The organism is Spongiimicrobium salis, from assembly GCF_043678055.1.
GTDB classification, from domain to species: domain Bacteria; phylum Bacteroidota; class Bacteroidia; order Flavobacteriales; family Flavobacteriaceae; genus Spongiimicrobium; species Spongiimicrobium salis.
This window is the reverse complement of record NZ_JBHEQA010000002.1, coordinates 525,122-545,115: the sequence shown is the minus strand read 5'-3', so window position 1 is coordinate 545,115 and position 19,994 is coordinate 525,122. Positions and strand designations below refer to the sequence as shown.

The window sequence follows — 19,994 nt, the reverse complement described above, 5'->3', positions numbered from 1 at the left end:
TTTTATACTAGGCTTGAAAGTATAATATAGTTATTTTACCCTCGAGGAAATATATACCATCGTTAAAATAATGGACATTAAGTGTCCATTATTTTTACAGGAACTTGCCTTAAAATTACACTAAACATCTATTTTACAGTACTTTATGGTTTTGGCATAGTTTTAGGCCAAGAAACTATGTTATTTGCGTATTTCTATTTTATCCCATACCCTTGTGTGCCTTAATTCAAATAGATCATGTTTAAAAATTATATCAAAATCGGCTGGCGGAATATTCTAAAAAGTAAAGCATTCAGTGCCATTAATATCCTGGGGCTCTCCGCAGGCTTGTCCAGTGTTATGGTGGTTTTACTATTTTTAAACTATGAATTAAGTTATGATCGTTGGGATGAAAGCCTGAATCAAGTCTATAAACTTTCCATCAAGAAAGGAAACGATATTAGCCAAGCCACCCAAGCTCCTTTAGCGCAATTTTTAGCAGAAAATTATCCGGAGGTAGAAGCGGCCACCTCCATACAATCTTCAGGGGACTATGAAACGCAAATAGATGCCAATGGCAAAACCATTTTTCAGAAGGGAGTGACCACTGTGGATTCACTTTTTTTAAAGGTCTTTCCGTATACACTCTTACAGGGAGCGGAAGAAAAAGTGCTGAACGATCCCAATGCCGTGGTGATCAGTATAGAATTGGCGCAAAAACTATTTGGGTCTATCAATCCGGTCGGGGAATCCATTAAATTCTATAATGCCTACACAGGCATCGTTGCAGGGGTTTTTGAGCGCCCTGAGACTCCCACACATCTCGATATCCAAGTGCTCATGCGTGACCCTTACCAAGCGCAGAACAATTCTTGGAGCAATTATTCCTTTGAGACCTATATTAAAACCCAATCCTCAATTGCCCAAGATCAACTTGAAATTGATATCAATCGATTGTACTTCGATGCCCGTCTGGTTCAAAGTGGTCTTAGCTACCCGGCATATCTTACCTCAGAAACGGAAGAGAAATTTTATACGGATGCCGTACCCCAATTGCACAATTATCCAAAATATGGTGCCAGCAATATAAGAACCATTCAAGGATTGTTTATCCTTGCCCTTTTGCTCTTGATCGCCGGCAGCATTAATTTTAGTAACCTTTCTGTGGTACAAGCTATGGGACGTACCAAAGAGGTTGGTGTTCGTAAAGTGCTCGGTTCAAAAAAGAGTAATCTCATCCTGCAATTTATGGTGGAAACTACCTTACAATGCCTCCTAAGTTTTGGGTTGGCCATTCTGGTCATCCAACTATGTCTGCCACTTATCAATACTACTTTTGGATTAGCACTCGATCTTTGGGGACAATCGTATACGCTAAGGATGTTTGGGCAACTTCTCATTTGTCTATTGGTCATTATTCTATTGTCCGGGCTGTATCCTGCTTTTTTTCTGTCCAAGTTTAGCGTAGTACAAGTTTTAAAAGGGGCTGCGGCAAAAGGAAAAAACGGAATGTCTTTTAGAAATGCATTGATCGTTGTTCAATTTATGGTCACTGGTTTTTTCCTTATTACTATTGTTGTGATCAGCAAACAACTCCATTTTATGCAAGAACGCGACCTAGGTTTTAACAAAGAGCATCTCATACGCTTAGAGGCACCTCAGGCCGTTCGCGAACAAGGTTTTGATCAGCTCAAAAACAACTTAGAGGCTATTGCAGGAATAACGCATGTGGCCAAATCTACTCAGGTACCTGGGGACAAATTCATTGATTCTACAACTACAGGCTTCTTGGTAGAAGGAAGCAAACAACGATTTGCTTCTGTAAAAATAAGCACTGATTATTTTAAAGCCCTTCAAATCAAATTATTGGAAGGTAGGGAATTCACCAACGCTATTACGGATCAAAACACTACTACTGCCATCATCAATGAGGCCGCCGCAAGGCGTATTTCCCCGGAAAGCCCTGTGGGCAAAACCATCTATTATGAAGGTTGTGATAAACCTATGGAAATTATAGGGGTTGTGAACAATTTTAATGTGATGGGGGCAGAAACCCTTATACGTCCTACGGTCTTTACCATAGGCAATGAAGCCTGCAGGTATCAGTCGGGTGGAGCAATATTGGTCAAAATCAATACGGATGACATTCCTTCTTCCATTGCAGCTCTAGAGGAAGTCTGGGAAGAAACCGCTCCCGGCACCCCAATACGCTATTCGTTTCTGGATGGCGATTTTGAATTGCTGTTAGCGTCTTACCTAAGGCTACAAAAAGTCATCACTTTTTTCGGCATTATTGCCATTGTAATTTCATTGATCGGTTTGCTCGCACTCACTGCTTTTGTTACACGCCAACGCCGTAAGGAAATAGGTATAAGAAGAGTTTTGGGAGCCGAAATAAATGCAATTACCAAATTGATCGGTAAAGATTTTTTAATTATGGTGGGTATCGCATCATGTATTGCCGTGCCCGCGGGTTGGTGGATCATGAAACAATGGTTGCAAAATTTTGCCTATCAAGTAGAGATTGGTTGGTTTGTATATTTTATGGTGTCCCTAGCTTTGGTATTGATCGCCTATATTACGGTCAGCATACAAACCGTACGATCGGCTAGGGTAAATCCCGCAAAAAGTTTACGGACGGAATAAAACAGTAATGAACGCTGGTTTCTATATTTGCAATAAATCGTCTTAATTTTGATTTATCGTCAACAAGCCGCAGGACCAGCATTGCAGTCCATTATTAAATCTTTTTGGTGTATCGATAGTGAAGGAGATTACAATATCCGTCGCGAAAAAATTATCCCGGATGGCTATCCCGAAATGATATTTCACTATGGGCATCCCTATAAAGCTAATATTTCGGGCAAATGGTTTGTACAACAACCCTATTTGATAGCAGGGCAGATTACCGACCATTTCTTTTTGGAAAATACAGGAAAAACCGGAATGATAGGGATTAAATTCCAACCTTGGGCCTTAAAGGAAATCTTCCATATAGATATGGCTTCCATGACCAATAGGGTAATCCCAATACCTAATGATTTGTTTCCTACATTAGAACAAATAAAGAACATTGCAATTTCCACGGAGGATTTTGAAGCCAAAATCGCCGCATTAAAGCTTCTTTTTTTGAATTTTAATATGGGCAAAGCTACCCGATACCAACAATATCATCATGTAGTACAACAAATCATTGAGACCAAAGGACAATTGCGCCTTCAGGAAATTCTGCAAGATACAGCCATAAGCGAACGTAGTTTAGAGCGCTACTTTAAGGCCTATATTGGATTATCCCCTAAACTTTTTAGCAGAATCATTCGATTTTCAGGTATTTTTAACCTGATCCAGGAGGAAAATTTTGAATGGACAGAAATTTCCTTTTTATCGGGTTTTTATGACCAGTCCCATTTTATTAAGAACTTCAAGGAATTTACAGGGGAAGAACCTTCAAAATATGGTTTTGACGCCGTAAATATGGCCAATCTGTTCTTGAGAACTGATCCCTTAGCATAAAAGCTGTCGGTTTTTTACAATATTTAAACAGTCGGTTCCCATAGTTTTGTGATATCACCAATCCAACTATGATATACATGAAAAAAATAAACCTTATTCTGCCACTCTTATTTTTACTATTGCTTTGTAACCTATGTTCTGCCCAAACCAAGTTGGAAAAAGTAAGTTTTTTGATTGGAACCTGGAAAATTGAAAACAAGAACACCTTTGAAGTTTGGGAACAGAAAGATTCTCATTTAAAAGGCCACTCCTATAAAGAAGTGGCCAACGAAAAAAGAATCTTGGAGACCTTATCCATCAAGAAGGCCAAAAACATGCTAATTTATGAGGCTTTGGTTCCCAATCAAAATCAAGGTAAGGCTATTCCATTTACTCTAAACACAGAACTAACCGACCTTATTTCCTTTGAAAACTTAAAGCACGACTTTCCCAAAAAAATCCAATATAAAAAGATTGATGCCACCAAAATTTTGGTAAACGTACTTGGTCCGGAAAACCAAGGGTTTTCTTATTACTTGATCAAACAATAACGACATATCAGGGATATTCTGATTACATCCAATTGATGCCGTACCATGTCCAATAATGCAATTATGGGACAAGTTTTGTGTAAAAACCAATCCTATTAATCCCAATTTCGATGTACTTTTAGTCCTCGTGAACCTACAACCCTTTTTAGAAAATGAACTCGTGTATCTCAGGCCCTTAAGAGAAGAGGATTTTGAGTCTTTATATGCAATTGCCAAGGACCCGGAAATATGGGAACAACATCATAGTAAGCGCTATCTGTCCAAGGAGTTTGAAATTTTCTTTAAGGATGCCATGCAATCAGAGGGAGCCTTGGTTGTATTGGATAAGAGAGGTGGTCATATTATTGGCAGTTCGCAATTTCGTACAGTGTCAGGTTTCAGGAATATATGGGAAATAGGCTGGACTTTTTTGGCAAGACAGTATTGGGGAGGCATTTATAATAAAGCTATAAAAAGTTTAATGTTCCAATACGCCTTTCAATATGTAGATCGTATTGTTTTTTATATCGCAAACGATAATATACGCTCCCAAAAAGCCGCAGAAAAAATTGGCGCAAAAAAAAATACTACAAATACTACAACAATAGATGTTCCGAAAAAGGAACACTATATCACCTATATCGTCCACAAATAAAAGTTCCATAAACAATTTGCCTGACCCTCTAAATAAGACAAACGCTTGCTAATTTAATACCACTTTAATGCATTTCCCTAAACTAAAAAAATGCTTTTTTCTACTTCTGCTTCCCATTGGAATGTATGCACAATTGCCACTAAACCTCGATTTTGAAAAACAAAGTGTTGAAGGGACAAAACGTCCATGGGGTTGGTATTCTCCTGATTGGGGGCATTCCTTTGCCTTGGATAGTACTACCGTTACAAAAGGAACCTATAGTTTACACTCCAGCTATAGTCTAAACGAATCTCCCAATTATCATCAATCTTTTGAGTATAACCTAGAACCTTTTGAATTGAAAGGCAGGGATATTCGCATTTTGGGCAATGTAAAAGGAAAGCGGCTGAAGAAGTCCGTATACATATCCTTAAACTATGTGCTTTACGATGAAATTACTGGAACATTTGAAATTAAAAACCTCACTAGCAAGGAGTTTTCCGGAACGTTTGATTGGAAGAAAATTGGACTTCATCTTAAACTTCCTAAATCAACCACAAAACTTAGCTTAAAAATCCGCCAAATAGGATTGGGAGAAGCATGGTTTGACAACTTTGAGTTGTTAATTGATGGGCAAAGAGTTTCCCAAGTAATGTCGGCAGCAGCTTTTTCCAATAATAATATAGAGTGGCTATTCAAAAATGTACATTCTTTTGATTCTCCCTTGCCCAGTTCAAATGAAAAAAGACTTCAAGTAGAGGACCTGACATTTTTTAAAAAAGCAATTGGTTCGAGTAAAATTGTGGCCTTGGGCGAATCTACACATGGCACCAGCGAGTTCTTTTCCTTAAAACACAAATTATTGCAATATGCAGTAACGGTATTAGGATTTAGGGTATTTGCCTTAGAAGACCACTTTATTGTGGGAGAGGAGATCAATGCCTACCTTACTCAAGGGATAGGAACAATGGCCCAAGCTACACGTGGGCTATTTGGCACATGGAACCGGGTAGAAGTCTATAAGATGATTCAATGGATTCGTGACTATAACATAGAACATCCCAACGATATGGTCTATTTTGTGGGATTGGATATTCAAGAAGTCACAAAACCCATAGATAGTGTATTGCAATTTATACAACAACAAGATGTTAGGATATATCGTAGGTATGCTTCTGTCTTAAAAGCACTTAAGAAAAAAGGGCAATACCCTTTTTTAGAGACAGATTCTTTGGTAAAACTAGATTGGATCAAGAAATCAGAGGAAATATATGCTGCTATTTGTTCCAAAAAAGAAACTTGGTTAGGTTTAGCCAAAACAGATAAGGAAAAGCGAAAAATAGCCTATGGGGTCCAATATGCCAATATTGTACAACAATATTTTAAGGAAGTATTGCATAATGGGGGTGATTTGTATAGAGATGAAGCTATGGCTATAAATATGTCATGGTACTTAGAAAATGTATATCCAAAAGCCAAAGTAATTCTTTGGGCACATGACAGTCATGTTAGTAGGGGAGAGCACAAGGGTATTTTTACAAATTTCAATAATGGTATCTCTATGGGAGCCTTTTTATCCAAAAAATATGGCTCAAATTATAAGAGCTTTGGATTAGCCACGTATAATGGGCATTTTCTTGCATTCAAGACATATGACTATAAAACCCTAGTAAACGCCCCGCTTTTTCCGAGTCCAGTCGGATCTTTAGAAGAGGCATTGCATCAAGTGTCGTTAAAGACCAATTCCAACAATTTATTCTTAGCTTTACCTAGAACGATTGATTGGTTGAACAAACCCCTTCCTTTGCGTTTTGCAAATCACGTCAATATAGATTATGGGTATTGGGGCAGGTTAGTCGTACCATATCAATTTGATGGTTTATTTTTTATCGATAAAACCTCAAGTGCCAAAAAACCACATTAAACGAACAATCATGGAAGAGCATCAAGATTTTTCAATTTATCATGACCTATTCATTAAGGCTCCAAAGGAGAAGGTGTTCCAGGCTATAACGGAGCCAGAACACCTAAATAACTGTTGGCCTTTGTCCTCTTCAGGAACTCCTGCTATAGGTCATGAGTATAATTTCAATTTTACTTCAGATTATGATTGGTATGGTGAAGTAGTTGAATGTGAAATCAATACCCGGTTTTACATAAAAATGACGAAATCCGATGCAGATTGGAATGCCACAAGCTTTGGTTTTGACATTGAAGAAGCTCGAGAAGGCATCCAATTAAAATTTAAACACACTAACTGGAAAAAATGTAATGCCGAATTCCGACAATCCTCATTTTGTTGGGCCCTGCTCTTAAATGGACTGAAAAACTATCTTGAAAAAGGAGAAATTATTCCATTTCAAGAACGGGCATAAACTTATGTTTTTCAACGTGTGAAAGGTTATCAGAACAAAATGTTGTGTATCCTTAACATTGGTCTATTTCTATTTTCATTTCACCTTGATCATAAGATATGATAAATGGAATCTGTTCTAACGTGCAATTGGGTTCTATAGTAAACCGAATCAGACCCGAGATTTTAAAATTGGCATTAGTAGTACGCTGTAAACGCTGGGTATAAGTGGTATTTTCCCGAACCCAGTTCACATAACCATTAACAAAAGGGTGGGTGTCAAATTCCTCTACAGATATTGGCGTCTCAATAAGCGCATCAATCGGTTTCAATTTCTGCTTATCATTCATATGAATCCCAAAAGTCCCTTTAAAATCTCTTCTAGAGTTGGGAGACACATAATAAGCGCCATCTTTCAATAACATACGCACTTGCAGTATATAGGTGTCTTTTTTCTCCGGAATCATTTTCAATTTTATTTCATAGGGTTTCTCTATAGGTGTCCCTATTCTTTCTTCAATGGCTTCCTGCAACAGATCTTCCGCTTGCTGAGGAAGTACGCTGGCCATGACGCGCTCTTGCTTTTGGGTATTGGGGTTACAGCCTAATCCCAATAGCAACCCGATAATTAGCATAGATTTTTTCATGTTTCAATAAAATTTAATGATTAAATAATGTATAATGACCTGATTTTTAATTGTTCATTTTCTTGTATGATATGAATAGGCGACATCCATAAAAGCGTCAAAAGAAAAGGGTCGCCTCAAATTCAATGGCATCAGAAATAGCCTCATTCTTTAATTTGCTATTGTAAACAATGCCCCAACGTGTACGGTCTATTTTAAAACGGGCGTTAAACCGTTTTTTCGGTCCATCTACCTTTGCCCTGAATGCTATTGGTTTGGCTATCTTTTTTATGGTGAGCATTGCTTCTATTTCATGTTCCTTATATTCTTCATTGTACTTTACTGCAGTAATCACCAATGAAGCCTCTGGGAATTTTGATACGTCAAAGAAATCACCATCTTTTAAATGTTCAATAGGGCCTCTGTCCGATCGGTATTCCTCATCGGTAATAGAATGCATATCAATGACAAAGGAACCTCCACTGATATGCCCATTAAATGTTCGCAATTGTCCTGCTTTAAATTGTACAAAACCACTATGATCATTAAAAAGAAAACTATAGGTCCCTTTCCAATGAAGCTTACTTTTTTCTGTGTTCAATGTGTACGTTTTATCCTGTTGGGCACTCATGGTCAAAGTGCTGCAGAAAAGTAGAATACTGATTATTTTTTGCATGTTGCTTTGTTTTTTTGGCTAAACTAAGGAGGCCTCCAAAGGCTTATGTCAAAAAAATGCAAAAGAAGTGTCAACAATTGTAAAATTTAGCCCCCCTTCTTCATAGATGAATTCCATATGAGGTATCCTATTTTATAAAAAATTGCCATATTCGTTGTATTATACGCTCCAAACTGGGCAATATTTATATGGAAACCGCACTAAAACTAAACAGTACCGAATTTCTGCTGCACATGGCCACCGTGATTTTGGTGTTTGTCTGTTTTCTATTTGCCCTATTTTTATTTACCAAAAACTCTAAAAACCGATTGGGAAATACCCTCTTGGGACTTTTCATGTTGGTCCGCGGAATAGATGCAACGGCATTGTTCTACGGTTACTATATAGATCTCCCCATTATTTTGGAGTCTTTACGACATGATATCGGCACTTTTTTTCAACCTCCTTTGCTCTATTTTTTTGTATTGTCCGTAGTATATTCCGATTTTACATGGAAGCGAAAATATGTGTGGCATATTGTCCCGTTTCTCTTGAGTACCATTCTACTTCTACCCCGACTATATATCCCTGCGATGATGGGTCAGGAAATAATGGCCACGAACGCCCTTGAAATCAATCTTATTTATTGGATGGCAGCAGTACAGCGCATAGCCTACATTATTGCAGTATTTGTGCTGTTGAAAAAGTACAAAGCCCTCTTATTGGAGAACTATGCCGTACGCTATAATTACCAATGGTTGTATCATATGAATCTCATTGTTGTATTGATTTTTGTATTGGCCTCTTATAAAAATATATACAAATTTGTTTTTTGGGATGAGTACAATTACGTGAATGAATTACGCCTCGTCGTAGTTATTGCCATGCTTCTTTTCAACTGTTGGCTCGTGCTTAAGGCCTTATATGCCCCGAATCTGTTTTCGGGAATCGATTCTAGCCTACAGTTAATCTCAAACACGCATAAAACTGTTGCCCTTGACACTAAAAATGAAAACCATATAAAAATCGCTGCTTTAAAGTCTTATATGGAAGAAGAAGCGCCTTACTTAGATCCAGAAATTACGATTAAAGATATCGCCAGCACTTTGAACATAAAAGTTACGGACTTATCCATTCTCATCAATCATGACCTTCAACAAAACTTCTATGAGTTTATCGCCCATTACAGAATTGAAAAAGCAAAGATCTTATTAAAATCTCCTGCACATCGGCAGCTCACCATTCTTGAAATTTTATATCAGGTAGGGTATAATAGTAAATCTTCCTTTAATACCAGTTTTAAGAACATCACCGGGCAAACCCCTTCAGAATATAGGAGGCGCCATCAATAGCCTGAATAAATTATCGGTTGGGTTCGAATAGTTTTTTTGCAAAAAAGCGTTCGAATACATTATTCGGTCGCCTAAGAATAGCATAATGATCACATTTGAGAAATTTAAAATCAGTCATTATGAAATTCAATATTATCCTCATTGCGTGCTTATGCGTTCAGCTGTGCTTGGCACAAGAACCCAAAAACGGCATAGCTACTTTCAAAACCAGAATAGTAAAGGAGGGGATGGGGAAGGCCCTTAAATGGTATGAAAACCAGAAAAAAACAGGAAACCCTCTATTTCAAATGAAAGAAGTGGAGGAATTGGCCTATGCATTTGTAGAACAAGGAAAATATGATGAAGGCCTGGAATTATTACGATTAAATTTAAAAGAATTTCCCAATACCAAAAATGCATTTCAAGAGCGCTACCTCTGCAATATTGCGGAATACCTTTGGACACACAACTTGCCGAAAAAAGCAAAGCTATTTCTAGAGCTAAATATGAAAGTCCATTCAGATTCAGAGCGAGCCCATAGAACCTTTGGGGATTATTACTTAAGTCTAGGCCAAGAAATTCTTGCGGTAAAATACTATAAAGAAGCGGCGCGATTAAATCCGAGAAACAACCTATTCCAAATAGCCTTTAAAGCAAACTCCAATGATTATAGACCCACGGTAATCCCCAAGGACACCCTTCGTCTTTTTAAACATATGGGGGAATTCAACAATCCCGTTGCTTTTGTATATGTACAGGGAGGTCCGGACCTAGAGCTCAATATCCATGACAATGATGCGCTGCATTTATTTCCAAATTCAGATAATCTGTTAAAAATTTACCCTTTACAAGCAGCAATGTTGAATCCGGAGCTCGTGGTTTCCCTACCCAATTTAACAGAGGCACAAAGCGATTTTGAAAATCAACAGAGTGCGGAAATATTGCATCGTACACTCAGCTATCTCAAAAATCGGGGCAAAACTGTTCATCTCATTGGGCATTCCTACGGAGGCTCTATTGTGATGGAATATCTTCTTAAGTATCCTTCAAATGCCGATAAAATTGTAATCATGGGAAAAGATTTCGATGAAGACATGCGCAGTTATGAGGGGCTAAAAAGCGGTAGTTATATACGTTGGAAAGATGGTGTTGAACCTGTATTAAAACCATTTTTCAGGAATTTATCCGAAACTTTTATCAAAGCGAACAAGCTCAATGCGGTGGTAGATAATTTAACCATGTTGGTCAAAACCCACAGTGCCAAACGCTTTACTAAATTGCTGCGACATAAAGATTTAAGCAATATTACTTTTGTGCATGCCAGATTTGATGAAGCTAACGGGCGTGTATCTCAGGAAGAACTTCTTTTCCTCAGGTCTAAAGGCGTGAAGACCATAGAAACCTTTGGAGATCACCATAGTATGTTCACCCGATCGTTTATGACCCAATTATACCATTCCCTAGCTTCAGGGAGACCCTTAAAGAAAGCTGGTAGTGGATTTATCTTGCAAGAATTGGAAAAGGGGGCAAAGAGTATAACGCCCATTCTTAGCCAATGGGAACTTCAAAAGAAAAACTATATGGGTATCGATGAGAATGCCATTAACAATCTAGGGTATCATTTTATGGGGCGCAACGAACTCCATAAAGCCTTAATTGTTTTCCAGTTGAACGTGCATTGGTTTCCAGATTCCGCCAATGTTTATGATAGCCTTGGAGAAGCCTACTTAAAAATGGAAAATAAAGAATTGGCCATAAAAAATTATGAAAAAACCCTGGCCATGCGTCCTGATAATCCAAATGCCCAAAGAATATTGCAGGAGTTAAAAGAGAAATAAAGGACGTATAAAAACATAGAAGATCAAGTTGATCTTCTATGTTTTTATCCTACTAAAGTGGCATTAAAACTATTTTTATAACAATCCTACCACCCAATCATAGATCATACGTTCCTGGCTAAAGTAGAGCAAAGTCAATCCAATAGTATCATAAAAGCCATGTATTAATATCGTAGCTATCAGGTTTCCTCGGTCTTTATAAAATATCATGGATACACAAAAATGCCATAAAGCGATGCCAATAATACCTGCCGGCCCCTGATACATATGGGATATACCAAAGTAAATGGAAATAATGATTGCCGAAAGCCACCAGGCTTTTTTAGTGCCTCCAAATAGGGCTACCAGTTGTTTCATATAATACCCACGAAACAAGAATTCTTCCCCAAAGGCGGCAAATATCCATACAACAATCATGGTAACGATATAGCCTACAAGGTTCCCTCGGATATCCTCCAAGGAAGAAATATCAATTTTGCCAAAATAAACCTCTAAAAATGCTTCTATGGTGTAAAATACCAACACAAGGAGAAAGGCAATGCTGAAATTTCGCAGGATTGCTTTGAGGTTGATTTTTTTTCCAAACCCAAAATGGGACCACCGAAAATTACTCGCCCATAAGATCAAAAGAGCAACACTCAGTCCTGCAAAGAAAACGAGATTCCTATCTATAAAACCAAGTAGGGGAGTTAGTAGCATGGTCAAAACGGCGACATACTTCTTGGTCAATACACTATATACTTTACTTTTCATTTTTAATTGTTTAAGGGTTGTTGATTTTTGGCTAAAGTAGAAGCATAGGGCCATCTTCCTAAACTTTTGTGATGAACCTAAAAGTCCAGCGTATAGATGACAAACAACACTTTCTAAAGTGATTTTATAGTATTTCCCTTGGAATACATCCCTATGCCAGGTGGGTTTGTCCCAATTCTTAGGATAGCAATGTTTTTAGGATTCCCCTTGTAAATAGAGGTATATCTATGGCATGCGACCTTCCACCTATGGTCATGTTCCGCCCGGCGATTAACTTTTTATTTCTCGCTATTGTGTTATTGTTTTATCATTCACATCAATCACCTATGAAAATGAAAAAGTGGGTTATACGCATTTCTATGTTACTTTTAGGGCTGTCATGCACTGCCCAAGAAGCACGGATTAAAACTTATGCAAAGAAGAATATAAATGCCCCAACAATGCAATTTAACAATGGCCTTTGGTTCAATGGAACAAGCTTTGAAAAAAAGACCGTTTGGCTAAAGGAAGGGTTAATTTATTTTTCCGATCCAGAAGAGACTATAGATACCATTATCAATTTATCAGATCGCTATGTGATTCCCCCTTTTGCCGAAGCCCACAATCACAATTTGGAAAGTAAGCATGAATTGGAAAAACGAATCGCATCTTATCTGGATAATGGTGTGTTTTATGTAAAATTACTATCAAGCATAAAAAAGAGAATAGATCCCTTAATGCACTTATACAATACCCCTTCAGGCTTGGATATACGTATGGCCCATGCTCCCTTGACAGGAACCGATGGACATCCCATTGGGGTTCGCAAACGATATTTGGATTACGGATATTACCGGGGCATGTTCAATTCCCTTGAAGAAATTGAATTTCATGGCTATGTTATTATCGACAACAAAGCTGCATTAGAAACGAAGTGGAATACCATTTTATCCTATAGGCCAGATTTTATTAAATTGAATCTATTGTATTCGGAAGAATACGAAAAACGAAAAAATGACACTTTATTCTTCGGTAAAAAAGGTTTAGATCCTAGAATTGTACCAGAAATTGTAAAAAAAGCACATGCCGCTAACCTTAGGGTAAGTGCACATGTAGAAACGGCCTATGATTTTCACGTGGCTGTTGAGGCCGGGGTCGACGAAATAGCCCACCTTCCCGAAATATCGAATGGTAAACCTATTCAGAAGAAGGATGTCATTACTGCTAAAGAAAAAAACATCATGGTAGTCACCACTACATCCCTTGTTCTTAAAAGGCAAAATGCAGCAAATTATGAGTCTTTGGTGAGCAATATAATAGCTAACTTGGCATTGCTTAAAAAAGAAGGAGTATCCCTTGCCATAGGATCGGATCAGTATAATGGGAATTCCGTAGGCGAATTCCAATTTTTGTATCAACTGCATGTTTTCACCCCTATTGAATTGCTTAAAATGTGGACTGAAAATGCTACAAGAACTATTTTTCCCTATCGAAAAATTGGTTATCTAAAGGAAGGGTACGAAGCAAGCTTTCTTATTTTGAACCGCAATCCGCTATCGGATATTGCTAATGTAAACAAGCATATACAGGCCAGAGTAAAACAAGGCGTATTTCTAAAGTAATCCCAATTCATGAGATCTTAGGTTTTGTTACTCATTTATCCTTAACTTAATGAAATGAATATGAATTTTAGTAAGCAGATGAAGCATGGCGTGTTTTGGATACTATTTCTACTGCTCTGGAGTGTCCATGACCTTAATTACCATAATGACCTATTAGAAAATATAGAAACAAATAGTGTTACTTTTCTGCCCTATGCTATTTTGGTATACTTCAACTTATATGTTTTAATGCCCAAATTTCTATTTAGAAAAAAAATTCCCCGCTATATTTTTTCCCTCATTGGTAGTATTTTAGGAATCACTTTTTTTACCTCATATTATCTTTCCTTTTATTTTGAAGTCATCAATATATATTTGCCTACCGCAGCCTTTTTTGAAAGTATTCCCGGAAAAATAGCTATTGCCACTGAAGTCATTCTAGTATTGGGGCTCTCCATGACCTTATTTCTAACAGATGCTTGGTACAGAAAAGATCAATCCATGAAGGAAATCGAGCAAAAGCAATTGGAAACGGAATTGCGTTTATTGAAGAACCAGATAAATCCTCATTTTCTTTTTAATTCATTAAACAGTATCTATGTTATGCTGGGCAAAAACCTAAAAGGAGGAAAGGAAATGTTACTTCAATTTTCAGAAATACTAAGCCATCAACTATATGAGGCCACTAAAAAGAGTATTGCACTGGAGCGTGAATTTGAGAACTTAAGGAACTACATCAGTATTGAGAAAATCCGACATGAAGATTTAGTAGAGGTAGCCTATTCCTTTCCCGTTATCCAAAAGCAATTGGCCATTTCTCCAATGCTCTTACTGCCCATTATTGAAAATGCTTTCAAGCATGGGCAAAGTAGTCAAGGATATCGGATACACGTTCAATCCCATATTGAACATGATACCACTTTGAATTTTAGTGTGGAGAACAGCATTTCCAATGAAAATCGCCAAAAAAAATATACCGAGAGCAGTGGGATTGGTCTTGCCAATGTAAAAAGAAGATTGGAGCTGATTTATCCCAATAGACATCTCTTGGATATTATTTGTCAAAATTCCAAGTTCACGGTACACTTAAAAATCCAATTACATGAAGATGAAATGTTTGATCGTTGATGATGAGCCCCTGGCTCGTAGAGGCTTGGAGGATTTTGTAGAACAAACGCCTTTTTTAGAACATATCGGTTCCCTGCCATCGGCTATGGAGGCTATGGAGCTACTCAAGCAGAAAACTGTGGATATCCTGTTTCTCGATATCCAAATGCCCGATATGACAGGTATTGATCTGCTACATGCCATTTCTAGTCCTCCTCAGGTTATTTTTACTACGGCACATCGAAAGTTTGCCCTTGATGGTTTTGAATTAAACGCAGTAGACTTTTTGTTAAAACCTTTTTCGTATCAAAGGTTTTTGAAAGCAGTGAATAAGGTGGGCGAAATTGAAAGCCCAAAAGAAGAGACTATAAAGCATCATATCTTCATTAAATCCAACGGGATGATCATTAAGATCTTTATTGATGCTATTACCTATATTGAAACGGCCAATGACTATATTCATATCCATACCTTGGATACCAAGTATTTGACATTGATATCATTAAAGCATATTGAAGAAGAGTTGCCCAAGGATAAGTTCATACGGGTACATCGCTATTATTTAGTGGGTGTAAGTCATATTACTAAACTTGAAGGGAATCTAATTTATGTGGGGGAAACCAAAATTAAAATAAGTAGAACGCTTCGAAATAAGGTATACCAATCCATTATAGGCAATAAACTTATAGCGCGTTTATAACATCCAGCACTTCTTTGTCCTTTTGAAATTATCTTTTAGACTGACGGAATTATCATTTCTACAGTGTATCCAGACTTCTTTGCCGTATTTAGCGGCTTTAAAAGAAGTATTATGTTTAAAAAATATCGCATCCTTAAATGGATATTGGTCGCAGTTGCCAGTCTTATTGTTTTGCTCTTTTTATTCGGATTCTGGTTTATGAGCCTATTGCCTTCCAAAAATGCACAATTAGAGAGCACGCAAATAAAAGACTTGTCCTATCTATCAGAAAACAAAGTAGCCAAAAGGGGTAAAATCTTGGCAGTAGTCACCAGCACGGATACTATGGGAAGCAGTGGTAAAATTACAGGCTATGAACTCACAGAATTGGCTAGGGCCTATTTTGTGTTTGAAGCAAACGGTTTTAGTGTAGATATTGCAAGTCCGTTAGGAGGGAAGTCTCCAGTAATTATAGACGATGACGACATGGGGCCCTTTGATTTTGCTTTTTTAAACGATTCCTTGGCCCAATACAAAACTACGCATACCATCCCTATTGCCAAGGTAAATCCGGAAGCTTATGAAGCCATCTATTTTGTAGGTGGAAAGGGGGCTATGTTCGACTTCCCTAAAAATACGACCATACAGGCTATTGTGCGGGACTATTACCAATCCAACAAGCTCATTGGTGCGGTATGTCATGGCCCGGCGGCTTTGGTCAACGTTACCTTGGATAATGGAAGACCCATGATCGAAGGAAAAAAAATAAGTGCCTTTACCAATGAGGAAGAACTGCTTCTTATCCCGGATGCCGAAGCTATTTTTCCATTTTTATTACAGGATAAATTAACCACCCAAGGCGCTCGTTTTGATGAGGGAACTATGTATTTGGAAAAAATAAGCCATGATACCAATATCATTACGGGGCAGAACCCTTGGTCCGTATGGGCCTTGGCAGAAACTATGATCCAGCAGTTAGGTTATGAACCTAAGACCAGAAGAATTACAGATGAGGAGAATGCAGTAAAAATACTATCGATATATGAAGCACAGGGCATAAAAAAGGCGAAAGAAATGATTGAAAAAATGGCAGGGGAAAAGAAACCTGTAAAACGAATATTACTGGCGCAACATAGTATAGTGGCCGCCATGAAAGGCAATATTGCCCAGTTTTCGGAGATACTATCGTTGGTATCCCATGCCGAAAAATATGATTTTACTTCCTCTGAATTATAGTTACATTTGAGAAAAATTTGTCATTGCAATTTTCAGATATCTTTCTAATCATCATTAGCAGTGCGGGCCTTTTGCACGGATTGCTCATTGGAATTTATCTGTGTTTCTTTAAGAGAAAAAAAAGCAAGGTTCTTTTGATATTGGGCTTGTTGCTCATTTTTATGGCTTTCCGGATCGGTAAATCCGTGATGCTGCATTTTGGAGAAAACCTAGAACCCTTATTTATATTTATTGGGTTGGCATTTCTATTGGCTATAGGCCCGTTGTTGCGTTGGTATATAGTGGGGATGACCACTCCAAATTTTAAACTGTCCAGCTATACTTTTTTGGAGTGGGTGCCTTTTGGCTTGGTCTTGTTCATGAGTTTTTTCATACGCACCGATTGGTTTAATCCTGAAAATAATCGGGCCATTATTGTATTTGCAAGCACCATTATTTTCATTTATTGCCACTTGGCATTTTACATTCTTCTGGGCGTTCGACTTTTACGTAAAATAAAGAAGCGTTACAAAGGCTTACAAAAGACCAAATCCCAAAAAGCAATCCTGCAGTGGCTTCAACTGCTCGTATTGGGATTTGGCCTCATCTGGATTTCCTATGCCTTAAATATCATTGAAGAAGCCGTCCCCTATGTTATAGGTCCGCTGATGTATTCTATTGTGGTGTATTGGCTTAGCTATAAAGCTTTTCGTCTAAAAATACTTGATCTGGACGGAAATGCGTTCCAAATGAATGATGATGCCCTTTTATTTGCCGAAATCAAAGCCCTGACCGAAGAGAAAGAATTATATTTAGCACCAGATATTTCTCTTTCCAGCCTAAGCAAGCTTCTCGGAAAGAGCACTCAAAAAACTTCCGAAATCATCAATCAATATGCCCAACAAAATTTTAATGATTTCATCAACCATTACCGTATTGAACGGGCAAAAGAAATGTTGAGCCATAGTGACCACCAACAGTATACCATTGCATCTATTGCTTTTGACACGGGCTTTAGTAGTCTATCTTCTTTTAATGGTGCTTTTAAGAAATTCGAAGGTAAAACACCCTCTGCTTATCGAAAGGCCATGACTCCCTAGTGAAGGTTTTTCACGGCAAACCCATAAAATTCTTAACGTTATGGTATACAATTCTTTACCCTTTTAAAAAACATAAAGAATGCTACCCAATGAGATTTTTTAAGCTTTCAAGACATCCATAGACAGGGTTAAAACGTAATTATAATCAATACTCAAAAACTTAAACATGCAAAAAATAGTAAAACTATTGGTTATTAGTTTGTTGCTAGTTTCCTGTAATGCTTCAAAAACAATTATTCAATCAAAACGTGTCATGAAGGGCAATTGGACCTTGGACAATGTAACCCATAATGCTTCAGGGACCTATTCCATAGAATTGTTACAAGATGTCTCAAGAGATTGTTTTGAGGGGAGTACTTGGCAATTTATCCCCAACAATAATTCAGGCCTGTATTCCATTAATAACGGAGGTTGCGCCACAGGGGAGCGTCCATTTATATTTACCATCCAAGAAATAAACGCACAAACTGGTTTGTATGACTTTTTGCTAAAGCCGACTACAAAATTAGGGAAAGCGGATAAACAAAAAACCTCTGGATTTAGATTGAACCTCACTGCGCTCAGTGATACGGCCATGCAATGGCAACAAACTTTACAAGTAGATGGAAAACCATTTACAATTACCATGAACTTTTCTAAAACTCAATAAAAATGAAAGCTAAACGTCTATTTACCTATGTACTCATAGGGATTACACTAGTAGGTTTTACAAACTGTAAAGCCATACAAAACGCCAACAACAAACAAAAAGGAGCCGTGATAGGTGCCACAGGAGGAGCAGTTTTAGGTGCCATTTTGGGGAACAACATTGGCAAAGGAGGCAATGGAGAAATAGGAGCCATTATAGGTGGCGTTGTAGGAGGTGCGGCAGGTGTGCTCATTGGAAATAAAATGGATAAAAATGCGCAACGGATAGAAGAAGAAATACCCGGCGCTAAAGTAGAGCGTGTTGGTGATGATATTGTGGTTACTTTTGATGAAAATAGCGGCATTTATTTTGACACCAATAAATATGATGTAAATGCGGCCTCACAAGTTACTTTGGACAAAATGGCGGGCTTGTTGGTTGAATTTCCAGATACTAATATATTGGTCATTGGTCATACAGACAGTACGGGGTCGGATACTTATAATATGACACTGTCCAAGCAACGTGCGCAATCCGTGACTTCATATTTGACTACCAAAGGGGTAAGCAACTACCGAAGTACCACCAATTGGTTCGGGGAAACCAGCCCTATTGCCACGAATGATACACCAGAAGGACGTTCACAGAATCGTAGGGTGAATATTGTGTTGATTCCAAGCGAAAAGATGAAGAAAGAAGCCGCAAGACAAGCTGGAAATTAATCCAAGTTTTATTTCAGGAAAGATCCCCCATCTATAAATGTCCCTCTTTCTCCCTTATCATATAGGTGGGAAAGGGGGATTTTTTTAGCTGTTAAGAATGTGGAAATAGAGGGTTATCTTCTTAAAATACCCTCAAACAGGTATTTTTCTGAAGTCCATAACGCCTTAATTTTGTCAGGAACTGGTCAATCCTCGAATTAGAATCACTTAGGAAATCCCTATCCATGAGTGTTTTTTAGCATTGGGATCTAGTTTTTTCTGGGTAAACCGACCTTATTAAAAAATAAGGATCCCTTATTCAATAATCAGTGAGGCATGGATACTTCTAGCGAAACAGAAAGAAATGGATTTATGGATATAAAATGTATTCGCACTGGCGGTTTTATAGGTCAAATAAAGGAATGTACCCTGCTGTTAACCGAATTGACCGAGCAAGAGCGAAAGGCCTTTGAGGTGATTAAAATTGCACGTTTGACCTTGTCCGAAGATATCCAGGATTCCTTTGTCTATTGCCTGAAATTCACCGAAAATAATATTAAAAGAAAACTCCTGATTGAAGAGTCCAATATCTCCGTAGAAATGCGAGCTTTCATTCAAAAAATTGACGCTAGACTCTAATTTTTTCCTACTTTTTTTAATTTCATCGGTCTTTCCCTAATTCGCGGATTTGTTATACTTCTGTCTTAAATACATCCGTATTGCCATTTAATATGTTAAAAAGAATTAGGTAATAAAATAAAATGTAGTTTTAAAAATTGTTCCGTGGCAAGAA

Annotated in this window: 19 protein-coding genes; 16 read left to right on the top strand and 3 right to left on the bottom strand. The window is 37.8% G+C overall.

Features of this window, described 5'->3' with window-relative positions; genetic code table 11:
• Positions 1-237 precede the first annotated feature (237 nt).
• The 6 genes from ACEXOE_RS11740 (at position 238) to ACEXOE_RS11715 (ending at position 7,010) form a co-directional block, all read left to right on the top strand.
• Positions 238-2,625: an ABC transporter permease gene (locus ACEXOE_RS11740; RefSeq protein ID WP_394748987.1), complete on the top strand. Its 2,388-nt coding sequence runs from the start codon at positions 238-240 to the stop codon at positions 2,623-2,625.
• A 48-nt stretch (positions 2,626-2,673) separates the two neighbouring features.
• Positions 2,674-3,492 (top strand): DUF6597 domain-containing transcriptional factor, encoded by an 819-nt coding sequence (locus ACEXOE_RS11735; protein ID WP_394748986.1) that lies wholly within the window; start codon positions 2,674-2,676, stop codon positions 3,490-3,492.
• Positions 3,493-3,569: 77 nt separating this feature from the next.
• A complete protein-coding gene (locus ACEXOE_RS11730; RefSeq protein ID WP_394748985.1) occupies positions 3,570-4,022 on the top strand; it encodes a hypothetical protein in 453 nt (150 codons plus the stop codon).
• 55 nt (positions 4,023-4,077) lie between these two features.
• Positions 4,078-4,656 (top strand): GNAT family N-acetyltransferase, encoded by a 579-nt coding sequence (locus tag ACEXOE_RS11725; protein WP_394748984.1) that lies wholly within the window; start codon positions 4,078-4,080, stop codon positions 4,654-4,656.
• 67 nt (positions 4,657-4,723) lie between these two features.
• Positions 4,724-6,559 carry an erythromycin esterase family protein gene (locus tag ACEXOE_RS11720; RefSeq protein ID WP_394748983.1) on the top strand — a complete coding sequence of 612 codons (1,836 nt, stop codon included), beginning with the start codon at positions 4,724-4,726 and terminating at the stop codon, positions 6,557-6,559.
• Positions 6,560-6,569: 10 nt separating this feature from the next.
• The gene (locus ACEXOE_RS11715; RefSeq protein WP_394748981.1) at positions 6,570-7,010 is read left to right on the top strand and encodes an SRPBCC family protein; all 441 of its coding nucleotides are present in this window, start codon (positions 6,570-6,572) and stop codon (positions 7,008-7,010) included.
• A 52-nt stretch (positions 7,011-7,062) separates the two neighbouring features.
• Here ACEXOE_RS11715 and ACEXOE_RS11710 read toward each other — a convergent pair whose 3' ends face one another.
• Positions 7,063-7,635, bottom strand: a complete 573-nt coding sequence (locus tag ACEXOE_RS11710) for a hypothetical protein (RefSeq protein ID WP_394748979.1) — start codon at positions 7,633-7,635, stop codon at positions 7,063-7,065.
• A 97-nt stretch (positions 7,636-7,732) separates the two neighbouring features.
• On the bottom strand, positions 7,733-8,290 hold the full coding sequence (locus tag ACEXOE_RS11705; RefSeq protein WP_394748977.1) for a YceI family protein: 558 nt from the start codon (positions 8,288-8,290) through the stop codon (positions 7,733-7,735).
• A gap of 188 nt (positions 8,291-8,478) precedes the next feature.
• Here ACEXOE_RS11705 and ACEXOE_RS11700 point away from each other — a divergent pair, with 188 nt between their 5' ends.
• A complete protein-coding gene (locus ACEXOE_RS11700; protein ID WP_394748975.1) occupies positions 8,479-9,621 on the top strand; it encodes a helix-turn-helix domain-containing protein in 1,143 nt (380 codons plus the stop codon).
• Positions 9,622-9,740: 119 nt separating this feature from the next.
• A complete protein-coding gene (locus tag ACEXOE_RS11695; RefSeq protein WP_394748974.1) occupies positions 9,741-11,438 on the top strand; it encodes an alpha/beta fold hydrolase in 1,698 nt (565 codons plus the stop codon).
• Between the two features lie 75 nt (positions 11,439-11,513).
• Here ACEXOE_RS11695 and ACEXOE_RS11690 read toward each other — a convergent pair whose 3' ends face one another.
• Positions 11,514-12,191 (bottom strand): CPBP family intramembrane glutamic endopeptidase, encoded by a 678-nt coding sequence (locus ACEXOE_RS11690; protein ID WP_394748972.1) that lies wholly within the window; start codon positions 12,189-12,191, stop codon positions 11,514-11,516.
• 332 nt (positions 12,192-12,523) lie between these two features.
• Between ACEXOE_RS11690 and ACEXOE_RS11685 the strand changes: the two genes are divergently transcribed.
• From ACEXOE_RS11685 to ACEXOE_RS11650, 8 genes are all read left to right on the top strand, one after another.
• Complete coding sequence (locus tag ACEXOE_RS11685; RefSeq protein WP_394748971.1) at positions 12,524-13,792, top strand: amidohydrolase family protein; 1,269 nt, start codon at positions 12,524-12,526, stop codon at positions 13,790-13,792.
• 60 nt (positions 13,793-13,852) lie between these two features.
• Positions 13,853-14,899: a sensor histidine kinase gene (locus tag ACEXOE_RS11680; RefSeq protein WP_394748970.1), complete on the top strand. Its 1,047-nt coding sequence runs from the start codon at positions 13,853-13,855 to the stop codon at positions 14,897-14,899.
• Positions 14,874-15,578 (top strand): LytR/AlgR family response regulator transcription factor, encoded by a 705-nt coding sequence (locus ACEXOE_RS11675; RefSeq protein WP_394748969.1) that lies wholly within the window; start codon positions 14,874-14,876, stop codon positions 15,576-15,578. Before ACEXOE_RS11680 ends, ACEXOE_RS11675 begins: the two co-directional genes overlap by 26 nt.
• Positions 15,579-15,689: 111 nt before the next feature.
• Entirely contained in the window at positions 15,690-16,793 is a 1,104-nt protein-coding gene (locus ACEXOE_RS11670; protein WP_394748968.1) for a type 1 glutamine amidotransferase domain-containing protein, read from the top strand.
• Between the two features lie 23 nt (positions 16,794-16,816).
• On the top strand, positions 16,817-17,872 hold the full coding sequence (locus ACEXOE_RS11665) for a helix-turn-helix domain-containing protein (RefSeq protein WP_394748966.1): 1,056 nt from the start codon (positions 16,817-16,819) through the stop codon (positions 17,870-17,872).
• A gap of 166 nt (positions 17,873-18,038) precedes the next feature.
• On the top strand, positions 18,039-18,521 hold the full coding sequence (locus ACEXOE_RS11660) for a lipocalin (protein WP_394748965.1): 483 nt from the start codon (positions 18,039-18,041) through the stop codon (positions 18,519-18,521).
• 2 nt (positions 18,522-18,523) lie between these two features.
• Positions 18,524-19,222: an OmpA family protein gene (locus ACEXOE_RS11655; RefSeq protein ID WP_394748964.1), complete on the top strand. Its 699-nt coding sequence runs from the start codon at positions 18,524-18,526 to the stop codon at positions 19,220-19,222.
• Between the two features lie 315 nt (positions 19,223-19,537).
• Complete coding sequence (locus tag ACEXOE_RS11650) at positions 19,538-19,840, top strand: hypothetical protein (protein WP_394748963.1); 303 nt, start codon at positions 19,538-19,540, stop codon at positions 19,838-19,840.
• The last annotated feature ends 154 nt before the right edge of the window (positions 19,841-19,994 follow it).